We start from the raw sequence: 15,977 nt of genomic DNA on the forward strand, positions 1-15,977 counted from the left end.
CCCTGCGCCGGCAATTCTAGCCCACCCGAGGGTGGCCCCGAAGCCGCCGCCAGCACCTCGCCGGCCGAAGGGGCCCAGGCCGGCACAGCCGAGGGGCCCAGGCCGGCACAGCCGAGGGGCCCAGGCCGGCACAGCCGAGGGCTCAGGCGTCGCGGGGGGCGTACATGATCACGGCGACGCCGAGCAGGCAGAGGGCCGCACCCGTCAGGTCCCAGCGGTCGGGGCGGAAGCCGTCGACGAGCACGCCCCAGCCGAGCGACCCGGCCACGAACACCCCGCCGTAGGCGGCCAGGATGCGGCCGAAGTTCGGGTCGGGCTGGAAGGTCGCCACGAAGCCGTACGCGCCCAGGGCCACGACGCCTGCGGCCACCCACCAGAGGCCGCGGTGCTCGCGCCAGCCCTGCCAGACCAGCCAGGCACCGCCGATCTCGGCGAGCGCGGCGAGGGCGAAGAGCGCCAGGGAACGCAGGACGGTCACCCGAGGGACCGTACCCCCGCCGCGACGGCCCGCGCACCGCGACCGACGACGCGCGGGCAACCCGCTGCCGGGTCGGGACCGCACGGCCCCGGCTCCCGACGTCGCCCGGCCGGCGGTCAACGGCCTCGCCGGGCCGGCGGTCAGCGGCCGAGCAGGCGCTTCAGGGCCCGGCGGAGGCGGGCCCGGGCCCTCGGCTTCTTCTTCGCCGCCGGGGGCACCCGGGTCGGCACCGCGCCGTCGGCCGCGCACCGGAAGGTCAGCGGCACCCGGGCGTCCTCGGTCCACCCGCTCTCGGTGAGCCGCGCCTTGATCATCCAAGCGCCCTCGGTCCGCCCCTCGTTCAGGGTGGCGAAGTCGACCGTGGCGGTGGCGTGGTGCACGAGGTGCACCCGGCCCGGCCCGGCGGAGGCGACCGGCTCCTGCTCGGCGTGCTGCTCGACCGGCAGGAAGAACTCCTCCCCGCCCTCCTTGCGGCGCAGGACGATGTCGAGCCGCGCCTTCGACACCCGGTCGGTCACGTCGAGCACGTCCGGGTCGACGTCGTCGACGGGCAGCACGAGCCCGTACCGCCCGTCGGAGACGGCGAGGGTGACCGGCTCGTCGCCCGACTCAAGCTGGGCGGTGATGCGCACGGTGAGGACCGACCCGGTGAGCTGGTGCTCGTCGACCGTGGCCCGGACCCGGACCCCCGCCTCCCACTCGGCGAGCCGGCGCAGGTCGGCCAGCCGGTCCTGCGCGGTCAGAGTCGTGATCGTCCGTTGCAGCGGCGGCAGCCCGGCGGCCACCCCGGGCGCGAAGCGCTCCCGGATGATCTTTCCGCACTCCGACACCACCTCGGCGATCCAGTCCTCCGGGGCGTTCAGCAGTCGCTTCCCCCGCAACCGGCTGACCATCTCGTTGCGCAGCCAGCGCCGGTGCAGCCGGTCGCGCAGCGGGCCCGGCTCCACGTGCGCGTCGACGATGTCGAGCACCTCGCGGAGGTTGGCGTAGTAGCCGGCTGCGTTCAGCGTCTGGGCGGTCAGGTTCCCGGCGTCGCCGCGTCGGATGTGGTGGTAGCAGACGTAGTCGGCCAGCACGCAGGTGCGCTTGGACAGCAGCAGGGCCCGGACCACCATGGAGTGGTCCTCCAGCCGGCGCGGGCCCTCCGGGAACCGGATCTCGTGCTCGTTCAGGAAGGACCGGCGGAAGAGCTTGTGCGCGGTCAGGCTGTCGATCAGCGGCGAGTTGGCCAGGGTCGCGTCGAAGCGGTTCCGGCGGAACAGCTCGCGCGGCACCGAACGGTTGTGTCCGGCCATCTTGCCGACCACGATGTCGGCGTCGTTGGCGGCGGCCACGTCGTAGAGGCGCTCCAGCGCCTCGTCGCCGAACCAGTCGTCGTCGTCGGAGAAGAAGACGTACTCGCCCCGGGCGTGGGCGACGCCGATGTTGCGCGGCCGCGACGGCCAGCCGGAGTTGTCGATGTGCAGCACGCGAATGTGTGGGTGCGCGGCGGCCAGCTCGTCCAGCCGGGCGGGGGTCGTGTCGGTGGAGCCGTCGTCGACGAACACCACCTCGAACTCCTCCACCGGCAGCGACTGACGCAGCAGCGAGGCGATCAGATTCTCCAGGTGGGGGCCCGAGTTGTAGGCCGGCACCACCACACTCACCTTTGGAACTCTCGTGCTGTCGCTCATCGTCATCCTCCCCGTCGGAACGAGACCCGTCGGCGCTCGTCTCGGACAGCCGAAAGCACCTCGGGTCGCCTCCCAACGTGTCGCGGCCATTATGCGAACCACCCCTGCCGAACTCGGACACCGGACAGTGGTGCGGGTGATCCGGTTGGCGGTCGCAGTGGGGGGAATCATCCCATCCGTTGACGGCGGGGCGAGAAAGGGATACGACCGCGCCGCGACGGGGCCGTGTCAGCGGGAACCACGGGGGGTAGAACCAGATCATGGGATCGCTGCGCACGTCGTCGCCACCGCCCCACGCCATCGAGGTCAAGCGCTGGGCGTTGGCCAGCGGCGCCGATCTGCGCGGCCTCCGCGCGTCCCTGCACGAGGCCATCACCGGGCTCGCCCTCGGGGCGGGCGAGGAACTCGACGGCATCCCCGAGCGGATCGCGCTGGTCGCCACGGAGTTGGCCACCAACGCGCTGATGCACGGGCTGCCGCCGACGACCGTGCGGCTGCTCCGCGACGACGACGTGCTCATCCTCGACGTGGCCGACCACGACCTGAGCACCGTGCCCGAGCTGGCCGACACCCGGCCGCTGGACGTGGGGGGCCGGGGCCTGCAACTCGCCCGGGCCTTCTCGCTCGACGTCGGCTGGTACGCCACCGCCGGCACGAAGCACATCTGGGCGTCCTTCCCGCGCGGGGAGAGCCCGCAGGCCGAGAACTGAGCCGCCGAGGCCGCCGAGGGCTGGCCCACGAAGGCCGGGCGGGCCGAGGTCGGGTCGTCGAGAGCCGGGCGGGCCGCGCAGGGCACGCCGCAGCCGTGCCGGGCGATGCGGTGCGGTCAGCGGGCCTGGGAGGTGGCGTCGAGGCCCAGCGTGGCCAGCACGCCGGTGATCTCCAGGACCCGGCGCACGGTGGGCTGCACGTCGGTGACGGTCAGTCGGCAGCCCTGCCGGGCGGCCCGGCCGTGGGCGCGCAACAACGCCAGGATGCCGGACGAGTCGAGGAATCGCACCCCGCTGAAGTCGACCTCCAGCGCGGCTAGTGGCGGGCCCTCCAGGGCGTCGGCCAGGGCCGCCGTCAGCTCGCCGGAGGTGGCCAGGTCGATCTCGCCGGTGACGGCCAACCGGCCCCGGTTCTCGACGACCGCGAGCGGGGTGATCGACAGGTCACTCGGCCTCGGTGGAGGAACGGACATGGGTGTAGCGGGGCTCAACAAAGCACTCCCCAGAATCGACTACCGGCAACGAGCCCTCCCAGTGGGAGGCGGGTGTCGGCTCCCCCCAGGGTAACCGCCGCCCCGCTGCCGCCACGAGGCCGACCCGGCCGGCCTCGTGGCGACTGTCGAGGTTCCGCCCCTACAAGGTGGTGGCTGCGGGTCTGCGGGACCGTTCGGCCTTGCGGCGCAGCTGCGTGTAGACCCCGGTGAGGCCCATCGCCTTGCGTGCCTCGAAGACGGTCTGCTGGACCACGCGCCGGGTGCGTTCCGTGCCCTCGACGATCAGCTCGTCGACCAGGCCCCGGTCGGCCTCGTAGCGGGCGCGCCGCTCGCGCATGGGATCGAGGAACGCGTTCAGCGCGGTCGCCAGCTTCTCCTTCACCTCCACGTCGCCGACCCGGCCCGCCCGGTAGCGGCTCTTGAGGTCGTCGACCTCCGACCGGTCCGGGTTGAACACGTCGTGGTACTCGAAGACCGGGTTGCCCTCGATCGTGCCGGGCACGTCCGCCCGGACCCGGTTCGGGTCGGTGTACATGCCCATGATCTTGCGGCGGACCTCGGTCGGGGAGTCCGAGAGGGCGATGGCGTTGCCGAGGCTCTTGCTCATCTTGGCCCGGCCGTCGGTGCCGACCAGGGTGGGCGTCTCGGCGTGGACCAGCTCCGGGACGGGGAACACCTCGCCGTAGAGGTGGTTGAAGCGCCGGGCGATCTCCCTGGTGACCTCGACGTGGGCGGCGTTGTCCTTGCCGACGGGGACCACGTGGGCCTTGACGCAGAGGATGTCGGCGGCCTGCAGGACCGGGTAGCCGAGCAGGCCGTACGGCATCTCCTCCTTGCCGGCGGCGCGGGCCATGTCCTTGAGGGACGGGACCCGCTCCAGGCGCGGCACGCTGACCAGGTTCTGCAGGAGGGTGTTGAGGTCGCCGACCTCCTGGATCGCCGACTGGAGGTAGAAGGTGGCCGTCTGCGGGTCGATCCCGGCGGCGAGGCAGTCGACGACCATGTCCCGGGCGTTCTGCGTGGCCGCCGCGATGTCGTCGCGGGTGTTCCTGGTGGTGAGCATGTGCAGGTCGGCGATGATGAAGAAGCTCTCGTACCGCCGGTGCAGCTTCACCCGGTTGGCGATGCTGCCGACGTAGTGGCCGAGGTGCAGTCTTCCGGTGGGGCGGTCACCGGTGAGCATCCGCTGAGCGGGCATGACGATGGGGCCTTTCGGGCGTGACGGATCGACGAGGGTCGCGCGGGGCGCGCACCGACGGGGCTACGGTCGCCCCGCCGCTGGGTGGGCCGGGGGCATCGTCGGAAGCCGCCATCGTGAGCCGTCACGGAACCGCAGCCCTCGGGCCCGCAGCAGCGCGAGGACCTGGTCGCGCCGGTCCCCGAGAGCGCCGCGCTGCTCGGGCAGCCGCGGCGGCAGCGCGGGCGGAGGTGCCATAGACCTCACCGTAGCCGCTGTCGATGATCAACTCTGCCCCGCCGGGCGAGAGGCGCGACGACGACGGCCCGGCCCGTGCGACAGCCGGCGGCGCGTACGACCGGGCGCCGGTGGCGCGGGTGGCGGCGCTCACGCCCGGCCCGGGGCGGCCCGACGGTACGGTTTGCGGGGGCGGACCGCCGCCCGACCGGCCCGCCGGTCACCGCCCGACCCTCGGGCACTGCACCCACCGCCCGGAGCTTCGGGCACTGCACCCACCGCCCGACCCTCGGGCACTGCACCCACCGCCCGGAGCTTCGGGCACTGCACCCACCGCCCGGAGCTTCGGGCACTGCACCCACCGCCCGGACATCGGGGACCAGGAACGACGAAGGGACAACCCCGTGCCGGACGCCGACGAGTTGATCGCCGACGCCCTGACGGCGGCGCGCGGAGCCGACGTACGCGCGGCGGAGCGGCAGCTGGACCGGCTCGTGGTCGGCGCGGGCGTCGCGGACGGCCCCGCCGCGGTCGACGCCGCCCTGGTGGCCCGCCTGGTACGCGCCGTGGGCCGGCTCTGGCCGCGCGGTTGGCAACCGGCCGACCTGGTCCGGATCGCGGCCCGCCGGCTCGGCCCGCCGGCCGGGCGGCTGGCGGTCGACCTGGTCGCCGCCCAGCGTCGCGCCCTGCCCGACCCGGTTCCCGAATGGTGGGACGACCAGCTCGCCGGCCTCGACGCGGCGGTGTGGTGGGACGACGACCGGGCGTACCTGACGGCCTGGGCGGCCCGGGAGGGCACCGACCGGATCGCCGCCCTGCGCGACGCGGTCGACGTGCTGGCGCTGGTGGAGGGCCTGCCCCCGATCGCGGTGCTCCGCCCCCCGCCCGGCTCGACCGCCGCCGCGACGGCGACGCCGCGCGGCGGCAGCGGTTCCCGGATGCTCGACCGGGTGCGGGCGCTGCTGGCCAAGGCCGAGTCGACCACGTTCCCGGCCGAGGCGGAGGCGCTGACCGGCAAGGCGCAGGAGCTGATGGCCCGGCACAGCCTCGACGAGGCCCTGGTGGCGGCGACCGCCGAGCGCTCCGACCGGCCCGGCGGGGTGCGGCTGGGCACGGAGCCGCCCTACCCGGGGGCGAAGGCGCTGCTGGTGCAGGAGGTGGCGGCGGCGAACCGGTGCGAGTCGATCTGGTCCGACGACCTCGGCTTCGCCACCGTGCTCGGCTTCCCCGCCGACCTGGCCGCCGTCGAGCTGCTCTACACCTCGCTGCTGGTGCAGGCCACCGCCGCGATGCTGCGGGGCCGCACCGAGCGCCGACCGAAGGGCGGCAGCCGGCGCACCAAGGCGTACGACGAGTCGTTCCTGAACGCGTTCGCCCTGCGCATCGGCGAGCGGCTGCGCTCGGCAACCGAGGAGGCCGGCCGCGACGCGGCCCGGGAGCCCGGGGCGGAGCGGCTGCTGCCGGTGCTGGCGGCCCGCACCGACGCGGTCCGCGAACGGCTGGACGACCTCTTCCCCGGCGTCACCAGCAAGCGGCTCACCATCGCCGACGAGGAGGGCTGGAGCTCCGGCACCTCCGCCGCCGACCGGGCGTCGCTGGCGGCGTCCGGACGCCCACCGAAAGCCGTACGCGGCGGCCGCCCGCCCCGCTGATCGCGCCGCCTCCGGCGAGGGCCGGTCAGACGTGGCAGTTCCGGGTGAGCTTCGGCGGGATGTCGACGAACGTCGAGCTCAGCCACTTCACCGGGTCGCTCGAGCGGGCGCCCGCGTCGAGCTGCTTCGCGGTCTCGGTGAGCAGTTCCTCGATCTCGCCCTCCTCGGCCCGCTTCGCCTGCGCGCGCACCTCGTCGGCGAGGTCGTCGAGGGTCCCCTTGAGCCGGGCCTCGAGCTGCTCGCCGGTCTCCTCCGCGCGGGTGGCCGCCGCCGAGTCGGCGGCCAGCTTCTTGCTCCCGGCCAGGAGCAGCTTGTCGACCGCCCGGCAGACCTTGTCGGTGTTGGCGGCCGTGCCCGCGCTCGGCGACGAGGCCGGTTCGTCGTCGGTCGGCGCGGCCGGGGCGGTCGTGGGCGACACGGCGGCCGGTTCCCCCGCGCCGTCGGAGCCCGACTGGCAGCCGGCGGCGAACGCGGCCAGGCTCACCAGGGCGGTGGCGCGGAGCATGGTCACGGCAAGACGAGACATGTTCTCCCCGTTCGGGTTGTGGGCCGTCCAGCATGCCGCAGCCTGCCACGACCCGGGCCCGCCGGGCCCCCACCACCCCGCACGCGCCGTAGGCGGCCTGGGACGCGAAACGCCGGGCCGGCGAAGGGCCGGCCCGGCGCGCGTACGAGCTGGTTCAGCTCTTGAAAGCGTCCTTGATCTTCTCGCCGGCCTGCTTGAGCTTGGCGGTGGCCTGGTCGTTGCGACCCTCGGCCTCCAGGCGCTCGTTGTCGGTGGCCCGACCCGCGCCTTCCTTGAGCTTGCCGGCGGCGTCCTCGGACGTGTTGGCGATCTTGTCGTCGATACCCATGTGAACCTCCAGCGATTGCGGCTTGTTCAGCTCTTTCGACGACTTGGATGTACCCGGCAGCCCGGCCGTTCAACCATCAGTCACCGAAAGTGACCGCCGTCGCAGCGAGGCCGCCGGGCCGGGGCCGGTCAGGCCGCCGGCCGGAAGCGCCGCAGGCGGAGGCTGTTGGCGACGACGAAGACCGAGGAGAAGGCCATCGCGGCACCGGCGATCATCGGGTTGAGCAGGCCGGCGGCGGCCAGCGGCAGGGCAGCCACGTTGTAGGCGAAGGCCCAGAACAGGTTGCCCCTGATGACGGCCAGGGTGCGGCGGGCGAGCCGGATCGCGTCCACGGCGGCGGTCAGGTCGCCCCGGACCAGGGTCAGGTCGCTGGCCTCGATCGCCACGTCGGTGCCGGTGCCCAGGGCCAGCCCCAGGTCGGCCTGGGCCAGCGCGGCGGCGTCGTTGATCCCGTCGCCGACCATCGCCACGGTCCGCCCCTGCTCCTGGAGCCGCTTGACCACGTCCACCTTCTCGGCGGGCAGCACCTCGGCGGTCACCTCGGTGATGCCGACCTCGCGGGCGACCGCGTGGGCCACGGTGGCGTTGTCGCCGGTGAGCAGCACCGGGCTCAGGCCGAGGGCGCGCAGCCCGGCGACCGCCGCCGCACTGGTCGGCTTGACGACGTCGGCCACCGCCAGGACGCCCCGGGCCCGCCCGTCCCAGCCGGCCAGCACCGCCGTCCGGCCGGCGGCCTCCGCGCCGGTCGCCGCCCGTTCGACGGCCTCCGGTACGTCGAGTCCGCGCTCGACCAGCAGCCGCAGGCGCCCGACGATCACCTCGCGCCCCTCGACGGTGCCGGTGACGCCGAGCCCGTCGACGTTGGCGAAGCCGGTGACCGGGGCGAGCGGCCCCGCCTCGGCGGCCCCGGCGGCGACGGCGCGGGCGATCGGGTGCTCGCTGGCCGCCTCCAGCGCCCCGGCCAGCCGCAGCAGCTCGGCGGCGTCGGTGCCGTCGGCGGGGAGCACGTCGACCAGGGTCATCCGCCCGGTGGTGACGGTGCCGGTCTTGTCCAGCAGCACGGTGTCGACCCGCCGGGTGGACTCCAGCACCTCCGGGCCCTTGATCAGGATGCCGAGCTGCGCGCCGCGCCCGGTGCCGACCAGCAGCGCGGTCGGCGTGGCCAGGCCGAGGGCGCACGGGCAGGCGATGATCAGCACCGCCACGGCGGCGGTGAACGCGGCGGTCGCGCCGGCTCCGGAGCCGAGCCACCAGCCGAGCGTGCCGACGGCCAGCGCGATCACGATGGGCACGAAGACCCCGGAGATCCGGTCGGCCAGCCGCTGCACGGCCGCCTTGCCGGTCTGGGCCTGCTCGACCAGCTTCGCCATCTGGGCGAGCTGGGTGTCGCCGCCGATGCGGGTGGCGGTGACCACCAGCCGACCACCGGCGTTCACGGTCGCGCCGACCACGGTGTCGCCGGGGCCGACCTCGACGGGGACCGACTCGCCGGTGAGCATGCTCGCGTCGACGGCGGAGGTGCCCTCGTCGACCACCCCGTCGGTGGCGATCTTCTCGCCGGGGCGGACCACGAACCGGTCCCCCACCGCGAGCTGGTCGACGGGGATCCGGGTCTCCGTCGCGCCGCGCAGCACCGCGACGTCCTTGGCCCCCAGCTCCAGCAGGGCCCGCAGGGCGGACCCGGCGGTCCGCTTGGCGCGGGCCTCGAAGTACCGGCCGGCGAGGATGAACACGGTCACCCCGGCCGCCGCCTCCAGGTAGATGTTCCCGGCGCCGTCGGTGCGGGTGATGTCCAGGCGGAACGGGTGGGTCATGCCGGGCATCCCGGCGTCGCCGAGGAAGAGCGCCCAGAGCGACCAGCCGAACGCCACCAGGGTGCCCAGCGAGACCAGCGTGTCCATGGTGGCCGCGCCGTGCCGCAGGTTGATCAGCGCGGCCCGGTGGAACGGCAGGCCGCCGTAGACCACCACGGGGGCGGCCAGGGTCAGCGACAGCCACTGCCAGTACTCGAACTGCCAGGCCGGGACCATGGCGAGCGCGATCACGGGCACGGCCAGCACGACCGACACCCACAGCCGGGTACGCAGCCCGCGCAGCTCGTCCACCGCGACGGCGGCGGCCGGTTCCGCGCCGGCCGGGGCGGGCGGGGGCGGCACGACGGCGGTGTAGCCGGTCTTCTCGACCGTGGCGATCAGCTCGTCGGTGCTGACCTCGTCGGCGTACGAGACGGTGGCCTTCTCGGTGGCGTAGTTGACCGTGGCGGTCACGCCGTCCATCCGGTTGAGCTTCTTCTCGATCCGGGCGGCGCAGGACGCGCAGGTCATCCCGCCGATGGTCAGCTCGATCCGGTTCGGTGCGACCTGCAACGGTCGTGTGGGCGAGGTCATCGCCGCCCTCCTGGTCAGTCGTGCTCGTGCCCGGTGCCGCCGTGTCCGGCGGTCGGGGTGGCGGCGGCGGCCGACGCCGGGGTGCCGACGACGACGGTGAACTCGGCGGTGTGCACCGCCCCGCCGTGCCGGAAGTCGAGATAGAGCCGGTAGGCGCCGGCCGAGGGGAAATCGGCGGAGAAGGTCACCGCCGGCCCGGCCGGGGTCCGCCCGTCGCCGGGTGCCCCCTCCGGGTGCACGTGCAGGTACGCCAGGTCACCCTGGCGCAGCGCGACCAGGTGCCCGTACGCGCCGAGGTAGGGCTCCAGGTCGTCCACGGGCGCGCCGCCCCGGCTGACGCTCAGGGTCAGCTCGGTGGCCCGGCCCGGTTGCGGCGCTCCGGCCAGGGTGACGGTGTAGCCGTCGACCGTGCTGCTGGTCGCCGGGGCGGGCAGCGGCCGGGCCGGCACCGGGCCGGGCACGGTGACGTCGACGCCGAGGGTCAGCGCCGGGCCGCCGGTGGGGGTGAAGTCGGCGAACGCCCGCCAGACGCCGGGGCCGGCGAGCGGGGAGGCCACCCGCCAGGTGCCGTCGAGGGTCAGCTCCGGGTGGACGTGCCGGAACCCGGAGAGGTCCCGCCGGGCGACGATCAGGTGCATCCGCCGGTCGTGGGCGACGTCGTAGCGGGTGACCGCCGCGCCGTCCGGGCCGGTGATCTTGAAGGCGAACTCGCCGGCCGGTGCGGTCAGCGGGGCGAGGGTGTAGCCCTGGTCGGCCACGAGGAGGCCGCCGGGCAGGCGGGTGCCGGCCGGTGCCGCGCCCTCGTCGGGGTGGCCCTCGGCGTGGGCGGGGTCACCGGCGGCGTGGGCGGGGTCACCGGCGGCGTGGCCGCTCTCGGCGGCCGGGGTGACGGGGCCGGTCAGGTGGCCGGCCCCGTACGCCGCGCCGAACATCGCCGCGAGGCCGAGGGCGAAGCCGCTCAGCTTCGTCGCCGTGTTCATCGTGGCACCTCGTTCCCTGCGTCCGGCGGCGTCACGCGCCGCGTTCCTTGGCTCGGGCGGCGTCACGCGCCGCGTTCCTTGCGTCGGGCGGCGTCACGCGCCGACGAGCTCGTAGCCGGCCTCGTCGACGGCGGCGCGCACGGTGTCGGCGTCCAGCGGGGCGTCGCTGGTGACGGTGACCCGGCCGGCGGCCAGGTCCACCTGGACGTCGCTGACGCCCTGGATCGCGCCCACCTCGGCACTGACCGAGCTGGCACAGTGCCCGCAGGTCATGCCCTGCACCTGGTACGTCGTGGTGACCATCGAAATCTCCTCTCCGCCGCGCCCAACGTTACCCCCGGGGGGTAGACGTGGCGCGGACCACCGGCATTCCTCACCAACCCATACCCCGTTGGGGTATTGGCGGCACGGACGACCGTAACATACCCCCGAGGGGTACGCTATCCTCGGCCCATGACCGGACCGACGCCCGCCCCCGTCCGGGGGTACACCGCCAGCAAGGATCAGCTGCTCGCGCGGCTCCGCCGCGTGGAGGGCCAGGTCCGTGGCATCGAGAAGATGGTCGACGAGGACCGCTACTGCATCGACGTGCTCACCCAGATCTCCGCGATCCAGGCCGCCCTGGACAAGGTCGCCCTGGGCCTGCTCGACGGCCACGCCCGGCACTGCATGCGCGAGGGTGCCGCCGAGGGCCGCGCCGACGAGGTGGCCACCGAGATGATGGCCGCCGTCGGCCGCCTGATGAAGCGCGGCTGACCCCCACCCGCCTCGTGGATCATGGACTCGTGGTGCCGGGAATGTGAAGATCTGCGCCTTTCGCCAGGCACCACGACTCCAAGATCGACGAAGGACGTCGTCGCGGCGGGCGAAGGTTCGACGTGCACGGATGGGGAGCAACGGCACTGCGGAGCGTGACCGGGCGCGGGGCGCGCGTGAGAGCAACGTCACTGGCCACCGAGGGTGAACACGAAATGACGCTTTTAGTCGGCATCCGGACGTAGATCCCCAGCGGCGATCTCGGGTAACCTCGCTGCCGGTCACCGCCGAAGGCGCGCAGCGGCGCCTGCGGTGCCGCCGCCCAATCGTCGCGAGACGAACCGGGGAACCAGGTAACTGGGGTGAATCCGCACCAGCGGTAGGGGCCACTTCCGCCCCGAACCCGTCAGCTAACCCGGTCGGCGGTCGACGGAAGGGAACACTGTGACGGCACCCCTACGCCGCTGGTTGACGCCCGTGGTGGCCGTGTTCGCGGCGTTCGCGGTCCTCGCCGGGCCGGCAGCCCCGGCGCTGGGCGCGCCCTCGGCACCCAAACCCTCCGGGCACGAGGAGGACGACGAGCCCAAGCTGATCACGGACGTCATCGAGGCGGCCAACCGCGACTACACCCAGGCCAAGTCGAAGCTCGCCAAGTCCAAGAAGCGCCAGACCCAGCTCGCCAAGGAGGTGGAGCGGGCCGAGAAGGAGTTGGACTCGCTCGCCCCGCAGGTCAGCGAGATGGCCGCCCAGGCGTACCGGACCGGGCGGATCGGCGCGATGAGGATGCTGCTGGACAGCGGCACCCCGGACTCGTTCGTCGAGCGCGCCACCGCCCTGGATCAGCTCAACATGATCAATGCTCGGAAGCTCGGTGAGGTCAACCGGGCCAAGAAGGACGCGGAGCTGGCCAAGCTCGCGCTCGACGCCGAGATCCGCGAGCAGCAGAAGCAGACCGCGGTCATGGCGAAGAAGAAGCAGGACGCCGAGGAGTCCCTTGCGCTGGTCGGCGGCGAGGGGTTCACCGGCGGGCTGGTCAACGCCACCTCACCGACCGCCCGGATGGCACCGGGCCGCGACTCGGACGGCGGCTGGCGCCCCGAGTCGTGCAGCGAGAACGACCCGACCACCTCCGGCTGCATCACCCCGCGCACGCTGCACGCGTACAAGGAGACCAGGCGGGCCAACTTCAAGCGGTTCGTCGGCTGCTACCGGCCGGGCGGGCCGTGGGAGCATCCCAAGGGCCGGGCCTGCGACTGGTCGTTGCAGAACAGCGGCTTCTCCCGCTGGCACAACAACGACACCCGGATGTACGGCAACAACCTGGCGGCCTTCCTCATCCGCAACGCCGACAGGCTCGGCATCTACTACGTCATCTGGAACAGGCAGATCTGGTTCCCGGCGACCGGTTGGAAGTCCTACAGCGGGCCCTCCGACCACACCGACCACGTGCACATGTCGCTGCTCTGACCGAGCGCACCACGCCAGCGAGGGCCGTCCCGCCGAAGCGGAACGGCCCTCGCCGCGTCGTCGGACCCGACCGAATTCCCGTCGCGGGCTCGGCCGGGTGGCTCAGGCGGCGGCCACGGCCGAAGCTGCCGGGGCCGGGGCGCCGGCCGCCGCCATCGCGTCCGGGCCCGCCGGGCCCGCCGAGGCGTTGCCGACGGTGGGGACGATGCCGGCGGGCACCGCAGCCACCGTCCGCACCCCGCCCGCGCTGAGCCGGTACGACATCCCGACCACCGTGCACCGCCCGTTGGCGACCTCGGCGGCCAGCACGGAGGAGCGGGCCAGCATCGCCTCGACGGTCTGCCCGATGTGGATGTCCACGATGTCGTTGATGTCCTCGACCCCGCGCTCGGCGGCCCGTTGCAGGCTGGGCACCACGGCGTCCACCACGGCCCGCAGGTGGCCGACGGGTGGCTCACCGGTGCTGGCCGCCGCCCTGGCGGCCTGCACCGCGCCGCAGGAATCGTGGCCGAGCACCACGACCAGGGGGGTGCCCAGCACGGTCACCGCGTACTCGACGCTGCCGAGCACCTCGGGGCCGACCGTGTGCCCGGCGGTGCGGACCACGAAGAGGTCGCCCAGCCCTCGGTCGAAGATGATCTCGGCGGCCAACCGGGAGTCGGAGCAGCCGACGATCACCGCGAACGGGTGCTGACCGTCGGCGACGGCGGCGCGGCGGTCGGCGTCCTGGTTCGGGTGGTGCGGCACGCCGGTGACGAAGCGGTGGTTGCCGTCGTACAGCTCGGCGAGCGCCCGCCCGGGGTCGCACGCGGCCCGGCGGTCGCCGGGGGGTGCGGCCTCCGGCGGGGGATCGGCCCACTCGACCGGGGACCCCACCATCGACGTGCTCAGCTCGCTCATGCCCCACCACCTGCCCTTTTGCCCGCGCGAACAGTCCCCCAACGGTCACACGCAGTTAAAGGTACGTCAAGCTTTACGTGATATGCATTTCATACGTAATGAGGGGCTTGCGCCCGGCGGCGACAGGGGTCCCACCGCGGCAACGATCTTCGGCCGGGGACCGAATCTCGGCCGCCCAGGAACATACGAATCGCGGATGCGCCATAGCATGTCGGAATGACGACGACGGCAGGCGCAAGTGGGAGCGCCCGAAACTGGACCTTCCTCACCAATCACGCCCACGTGCTGCTTGCCATCGCCAGGAACCCCACCGCACGGCTCCGTGACGTCGCCGAGGAGGTGGGCGTCACCGAACGGGCCGCCCAGGCGATCGTGGCGGATCTGGAGGCCGGTGGCTACCTGCGGCGCACCCGGGTGGGCCGGCGCAACGAGTACACGGTCAATCCGAGGGGCCACTTCCGCCACCCGGCCGAGTCCGACCGGCAGGTCGGCGACCTGCTCGCCCTCTTCACGGTCGACGGGGCCGAGGCAAGCCCCGGATCCTGACCCTCGGCACCGATCCGCCCCCGCCCACCCCACGGGACGCGGGCTCGCCGAAGCTGCGAGCCGGACGCGACGGGGCTAAGTTGGTGTGGTGCAGTCCGTAGCGTTCGCCCGCCCCTCCCGGCGGGCGCTGCTGCGCGAGTCCCGCCCGCCGTGGCAGACGACGCTGCGCCGCCTCGGGGAGTTGGGGCGTCTCGCGCTGACCGCCCTGGTCCTGGCCGTCGGCCTCGGTGGCGTCTCCGCCCTGACGACCGCCTCCCCCGCCGTCGCCGCCTCCCCTGCTCCCGCCGTCCACGCCGGGGCTTCTCGCCCCGTCGTGGTGACCAGTCGGGTGGACGCGCTGCGCCCCGGCCCCACCGAGCTGCGTGCCGAGCCGGCCGCCCGCCGGGCCCCGCGCACCCTCGAGACCGCCCTGCGCCCGGCCGTGACCCCGCTGACCGGCGCCCCGGCCGAGAGCATCTCGCTCGGCCGTCCCGCCGTCGACCCGACGGCCGGCATCGTCGTCCGACGCGGTCCGCCCCGGCGCTGACCGGGCCGCCCACGCCGCTCCGCCCCGCCGGAGCACCGCGCTCGCCGGCACCGCGCCGGATCCCGGCGCAGCGGCGTGGACGCCGCCCCTGCGCCGCGTCGGGTCCCACGAGGGGTGCCGACGCCCCTGCGCCGCCGGCGGCCACGCGCAACGCCACCCGCCGTCATCCGCAGCGCTGACGGCCCGGCCCGCCGCCCGCACACGTCTGATCCCGCCCGCCCCACGTCGTCCCACCCGAGGTGCCCCTCATGCAGACCGCACTCTCCTCCGTCCTGATCGACGTGCCCCGGGCCGCCGTCATCTGGCTGGCCCTGCTCGGCATCGTCGCCATCGCCGTGACCTGCCTGATCGTCCGGCCGGATCTGCTCCGCTCCGCGATCGGCGGGCGGTTCCGCGACGCCGCCATGCCAAGCCCGTTGGAGCAGGCGGCCCAGGACCGGGAACACCTCCGCTACGCCGAGGAGGTGGCGACCGCGGCGCAGCGGGCGGCGGTCACCGCCGGCCGGCTGCGGGCCGAATGGCTCGCCGCCCAGGAGGAGGCCGAGGCCGCCTGGCAGGCATGCGAGGCCGCCGAGGCCGCCGTCCGCCGGTTGGCCGGTGCCGCCGCCCATCGCCGCCCGCTGACCGAGCGCACCCCCGCCGAGTACGCCGACCGCGAGCGTTACCTGCACCGGGCCGCGCTGGCCGCGTACTGGCGTCGGGAGCTGTCGGAGGAGCAGCTCAGCGACGTCTTCGCGCACCGGGGTGGGTGGGATCCCCGGTTGCACCCGGTCGAGCAGGAGTTGGTGCTGCGCCGTGCCGTGCGCGACCATCTGCACGCCCGGCAGCAGGCCGCCCGGGTGCGGGAGCAGGCCGCCTGGCGCACCGCCGAGCAGGCCGCCGTCGCCGCGCGCAGCCTGCGGGAGGAGGCGTTCGCCGCCACCGTGCCCGCCACGCCGGAGGAGCCCCTGCTGCCCGGGGTGATCGACGAACCGTCCCCGGCCGTCGAGCAGACCCGCCCGCTGCCGGCGATCGGCCGCGCGGTGCCGACCGCCACCCGGGAGGCGACGACCTCGCCTCGGGGGCGCGCCACCGTCGTCGCCCGGGGCCGCGCCGCTGTCCCGGCCTGACACCACCGGCCGCCCCGACCCACGTCCCCCG

18 protein-coding genes and 1 riboswitch are annotated in these 15,977 nt (G+C 74.2%); of the genes, 7 read left to right on the top strand and 11 right to left on the bottom strand.

Annotation, left to right across the window (positions count from 1 at the left end):
- Positions 1-142: 142 nt before the first annotated feature.
- Both ACLQ2V_RS06335 and ACLQ2V_RS06340 read right to left on the bottom strand, forming a co-directional pair.
- The gene (locus ACLQ2V_RS06335; protein ID WP_425717413.1) at positions 143-478 is read right to left on the bottom strand and encodes a YnfA family protein; all 336 of its coding nucleotides are present in this window, start codon (positions 476-478) and stop codon (positions 143-145) included.
- Between the two features lie 140 nt (positions 479-618).
- On the bottom strand, positions 619-2,151 hold the full coding sequence (locus ACLQ2V_RS06340) for a glycosyltransferase family 2 protein (RefSeq protein ID WP_425717414.1): 1,533 nt from the start codon (positions 2,149-2,151) through the stop codon (positions 619-621).
- Positions 2,152-2,411: 260 nt separating this feature from the next.
- On the opposite strand from ACLQ2V_RS06340, the gene ACLQ2V_RS06345 reads away from it, so the two are divergent.
- Positions 2,412-2,861, top strand: a complete 450-nt coding sequence (locus tag ACLQ2V_RS06345) for an ATP-binding protein (RefSeq protein ID WP_425717415.1) — start codon at positions 2,412-2,414, stop codon at positions 2,859-2,861.
- A 116-nt stretch (positions 2,862-2,977) separates the two neighbouring features.
- Here ACLQ2V_RS06345 and ACLQ2V_RS06350 read toward each other — a convergent pair whose 3' ends face one another.
- The 3 genes from ACLQ2V_RS06350 to ACLQ2V_RS06360 all read right to left on the bottom strand — a co-directional run bounded on the left by ACLQ2V_RS06350 (position 2,978) and on the right by ACLQ2V_RS06360 (position 4,790).
- Positions 2,978-3,334: an STAS domain-containing protein gene (locus ACLQ2V_RS06350; RefSeq protein WP_425717416.1), complete on the bottom strand. Its 357-nt coding sequence runs from the start codon at positions 3,332-3,334 to the stop codon at positions 2,978-2,980.
- Positions 3,335-3,494: 160 nt separating this feature from the next.
- The gene (trpS, locus tag ACLQ2V_RS06355) at positions 3,495-4,553 is read right to left on the bottom strand and encodes a tryptophan--tRNA ligase (protein ID WP_425717417.1); all 1,059 of its coding nucleotides are present in this window, start codon (positions 4,551-4,553) and stop codon (positions 3,495-3,497) included.
- A 63-nt stretch (positions 4,554-4,616) separates the two neighbouring features.
- The gene (locus tag ACLQ2V_RS06360; protein WP_425717418.1) at positions 4,617-4,790 is read right to left on the bottom strand and encodes a hypothetical protein; all 174 of its coding nucleotides are present in this window, start codon (positions 4,788-4,790) and stop codon (positions 4,617-4,619) included.
- Between the two features lie 383 nt (positions 4,791-5,173).
- Between ACLQ2V_RS06360 and ACLQ2V_RS06365 the strand changes: the two genes are divergently transcribed.
- The gene (locus tag ACLQ2V_RS06365) at positions 5,174-6,421 is read left to right on the top strand and encodes a DUF2786 domain-containing protein (protein ID WP_425717419.1); all 1,248 of its coding nucleotides are present in this window, start codon (positions 5,174-5,176) and stop codon (positions 6,419-6,421) included.
- A 25-nt stretch (positions 6,422-6,446) separates the two neighbouring features.
- Here ACLQ2V_RS06365 and ACLQ2V_RS06370 read toward each other — a convergent pair whose 3' ends face one another.
- The 5 genes from ACLQ2V_RS06370 to ACLQ2V_RS06390 all read right to left on the bottom strand — a co-directional run bounded on the left by ACLQ2V_RS06370 (position 6,447) and on the right by ACLQ2V_RS06390 (position 10,945).
- Complete coding sequence (locus ACLQ2V_RS06370) at positions 6,447-6,947, bottom strand: hypothetical protein (RefSeq protein ID WP_425717420.1); 501 nt, start codon at positions 6,945-6,947, stop codon at positions 6,447-6,449.
- A 154-nt stretch (positions 6,948-7,101) separates the two neighbouring features.
- The gene (locus ACLQ2V_RS06375) at positions 7,102-7,275 is read right to left on the bottom strand and encodes a CsbD family protein (protein ID WP_425717421.1); all 174 of its coding nucleotides are present in this window, start codon (positions 7,273-7,275) and stop codon (positions 7,102-7,104) included.
- 128 nt (positions 7,276-7,403) lie between these two features.
- On the bottom strand, positions 7,404-9,662 hold the full coding sequence (locus tag ACLQ2V_RS06380; protein ID WP_425717422.1) for a heavy metal translocating P-type ATPase: 2,259 nt from the start codon (positions 9,660-9,662) through the stop codon (positions 7,404-7,406).
- A gap of 14 nt (positions 9,663-9,676) precedes the next feature.
- Entirely contained in the window at positions 9,677-10,642 is a 966-nt protein-coding gene (locus ACLQ2V_RS06385; RefSeq protein WP_425717423.1) for a hypothetical protein, read from the bottom strand.
- Positions 10,643-10,735: 93 nt separating this feature from the next.
- Positions 10,736-10,945 (bottom strand): heavy-metal-associated domain-containing protein, encoded by a 210-nt coding sequence (locus tag ACLQ2V_RS06390; RefSeq protein ID WP_425717424.1) that lies wholly within the window; start codon positions 10,943-10,945, stop codon positions 10,736-10,738.
- Between the two features lie 150 nt (positions 10,946-11,095).
- Here ACLQ2V_RS06390 and ACLQ2V_RS06395 point away from each other — a divergent pair, with 150 nt between their 5' ends.
- Together ACLQ2V_RS06395 and ACLQ2V_RS06400 are read left to right on the top strand one after the other, a co-directional pair.
- Positions 11,096-11,398 carry a metal-sensitive transcriptional regulator gene (locus tag ACLQ2V_RS06395; RefSeq protein WP_425717425.1) on the top strand — a complete coding sequence of 101 codons (303 nt, stop codon included), beginning with the start codon at positions 11,096-11,098 and terminating at the stop codon, positions 11,396-11,398.
- A gap of 309 nt (positions 11,399-11,707) precedes the next feature.
- A riboswitch (cyclic di-AMP (ydaO/yuaA leader) is annotated at positions 11,708-11,838 on the top strand.
- 4 nt (positions 11,839-11,842) lie between these two features.
- Entirely contained in the window at positions 11,843-12,865 is a 1,023-nt protein-coding gene (locus tag ACLQ2V_RS06400; protein ID WP_425717426.1) for a coiled-coil domain-containing protein, read from the top strand.
- Positions 12,866-12,967: 102 nt separating this feature from the next.
- Here ACLQ2V_RS06400 and ACLQ2V_RS06405 read toward each other — a convergent pair whose 3' ends face one another.
- Entirely contained in the window at positions 12,968-13,744 is a 777-nt protein-coding gene (locus tag ACLQ2V_RS06405; RefSeq protein WP_425717741.1) for a carbonic anhydrase, read from the bottom strand.
- Positions 13,745-13,981: 237 nt separating this feature from the next.
- On the opposite strand from ACLQ2V_RS06405, the gene ACLQ2V_RS06410 reads away from it, so the two are divergent.
- The 3 genes from ACLQ2V_RS06410 to ACLQ2V_RS06420 all read left to right on the top strand — a co-directional run bounded on the left by ACLQ2V_RS06410 (position 13,982) and on the right by ACLQ2V_RS06420 (position 15,946).
- Entirely contained in the window at positions 13,982-14,311 is a 330-nt protein-coding gene (locus ACLQ2V_RS06410) for a helix-turn-helix transcriptional regulator (RefSeq protein WP_425717427.1), read from the top strand.
- An 88-nt stretch (positions 14,312-14,399) separates the two neighbouring features.
- Positions 14,400-14,837, top strand: coding sequence for a hypothetical protein (locus tag ACLQ2V_RS06415; protein ID WP_425717428.1), 438 nt, complete (start codon positions 14,400-14,402; stop codon positions 14,835-14,837).
- A 248-nt stretch (positions 14,838-15,085) separates the two neighbouring features.
- Complete coding sequence (locus ACLQ2V_RS06420) at positions 15,086-15,946, top strand: hypothetical protein (RefSeq protein WP_425717429.1); 861 nt, start codon at positions 15,086-15,088, stop codon at positions 15,944-15,946.
- The last annotated feature ends 31 nt before the right edge of the window (positions 15,947-15,977 follow it).

Origin of the sequence: Micromonospora sp. DT233, from assembly GCF_049841815.1 — a bacterium.
Taxonomy (GTDB): Bacteria; Actinomycetota; Actinomycetes; order Mycobacteriales; family Micromonosporaceae; genus Micromonospora.

What these genes read in the sequence shown, in the direction of transcription:
- ACLQ2V_RS06340 (WP_425717414.1), bottom strand. Translation starts at nt 2,151, where the DNA reads ATGAGCGACAGCACGAGAGTTCCAAAGGTGAGTGTGGTGGTGCCGGCC.
- ACLQ2V_RS06345 (WP_425717415.1), top strand. Translation starts at nt 2,412, where the DNA reads ATGGGATCGCTGCGCACGTCGTCGCCACCGCCCCACGCCATCGAGGTC.
- ACLQ2V_RS06350 (WP_425717416.1), bottom strand. Translation starts at nt 3,334, where the DNA reads ATGTCCGTTCCTCCACCGAGGCCGAGTGACCTGTCGATCACCCCGCTC.
- trpS (WP_425717417.1), bottom strand. Translation starts at nt 4,553, where the DNA reads ATGCCCGCTCAGCGGATGCTCACCGGTGACCGCCCCACCGGAAGACTG.
- ACLQ2V_RS06360 (WP_425717418.1), bottom strand. Translation starts at nt 4,790, where the DNA reads ATGGCACCTCCGCCCGCGCTGCCGCCGCGGCTGCCCGAGCAGCGCGGC.
- ACLQ2V_RS06370 (WP_425717420.1), bottom strand. Translation starts at nt 6,947, where the DNA reads ATGTCTCGTCTTGCCGTGACCATGCTCCGCGCCACCGCCCTGGTGAGC.
- ACLQ2V_RS06375 (WP_425717421.1), bottom strand. Translation starts at nt 7,275, where the DNA reads ATGGGTATCGACGACAAGATCGCCAACACGTCCGAGGACGCCGCCGGC.
- ACLQ2V_RS06380 (WP_425717422.1), bottom strand. Translation starts at nt 9,662, where the DNA reads ATGACCTCGCCCACACGACCGTTGCAGGTCGCACCGAACCGGATCGAG.
- ACLQ2V_RS06385 (WP_425717423.1), bottom strand. Translation starts at nt 10,642, where the DNA reads ATGAACACGGCGACGAAGCTGAGCGGCTTCGCCCTCGGCCTCGCGGCG.
- ACLQ2V_RS06390 (WP_425717424.1), bottom strand. Translation starts at nt 10,945, where the DNA reads ATGGTCACCACGACGTACCAGGTGCAGGGCATGACCTGCGGGCACTGT.
- ACLQ2V_RS06395 (WP_425717425.1), top strand. Translation starts at nt 11,096, where the DNA reads ATGACCGGACCGACGCCCGCCCCCGTCCGGGGGTACACCGCCAGCAAG.
- ACLQ2V_RS06405 (WP_425717741.1), bottom strand. Translation starts at nt 13,744, where the DNA reads ATGGTGGGGTCCCCGGTCGAGTGGGCCGATCCCCCGCCGGAGGCCGCA.
- ACLQ2V_RS06410 (WP_425717427.1), top strand. Translation starts at nt 13,982, where the DNA reads ATGACGACGACGGCAGGCGCAAGTGGGAGCGCCCGAAACTGGACCTTC.
- ACLQ2V_RS06420 (WP_425717429.1), top strand. Translation starts at nt 15,086, where the DNA reads ATGCAGACCGCACTCTCCTCCGTCCTGATCGACGTGCCCCGGGCCGCC.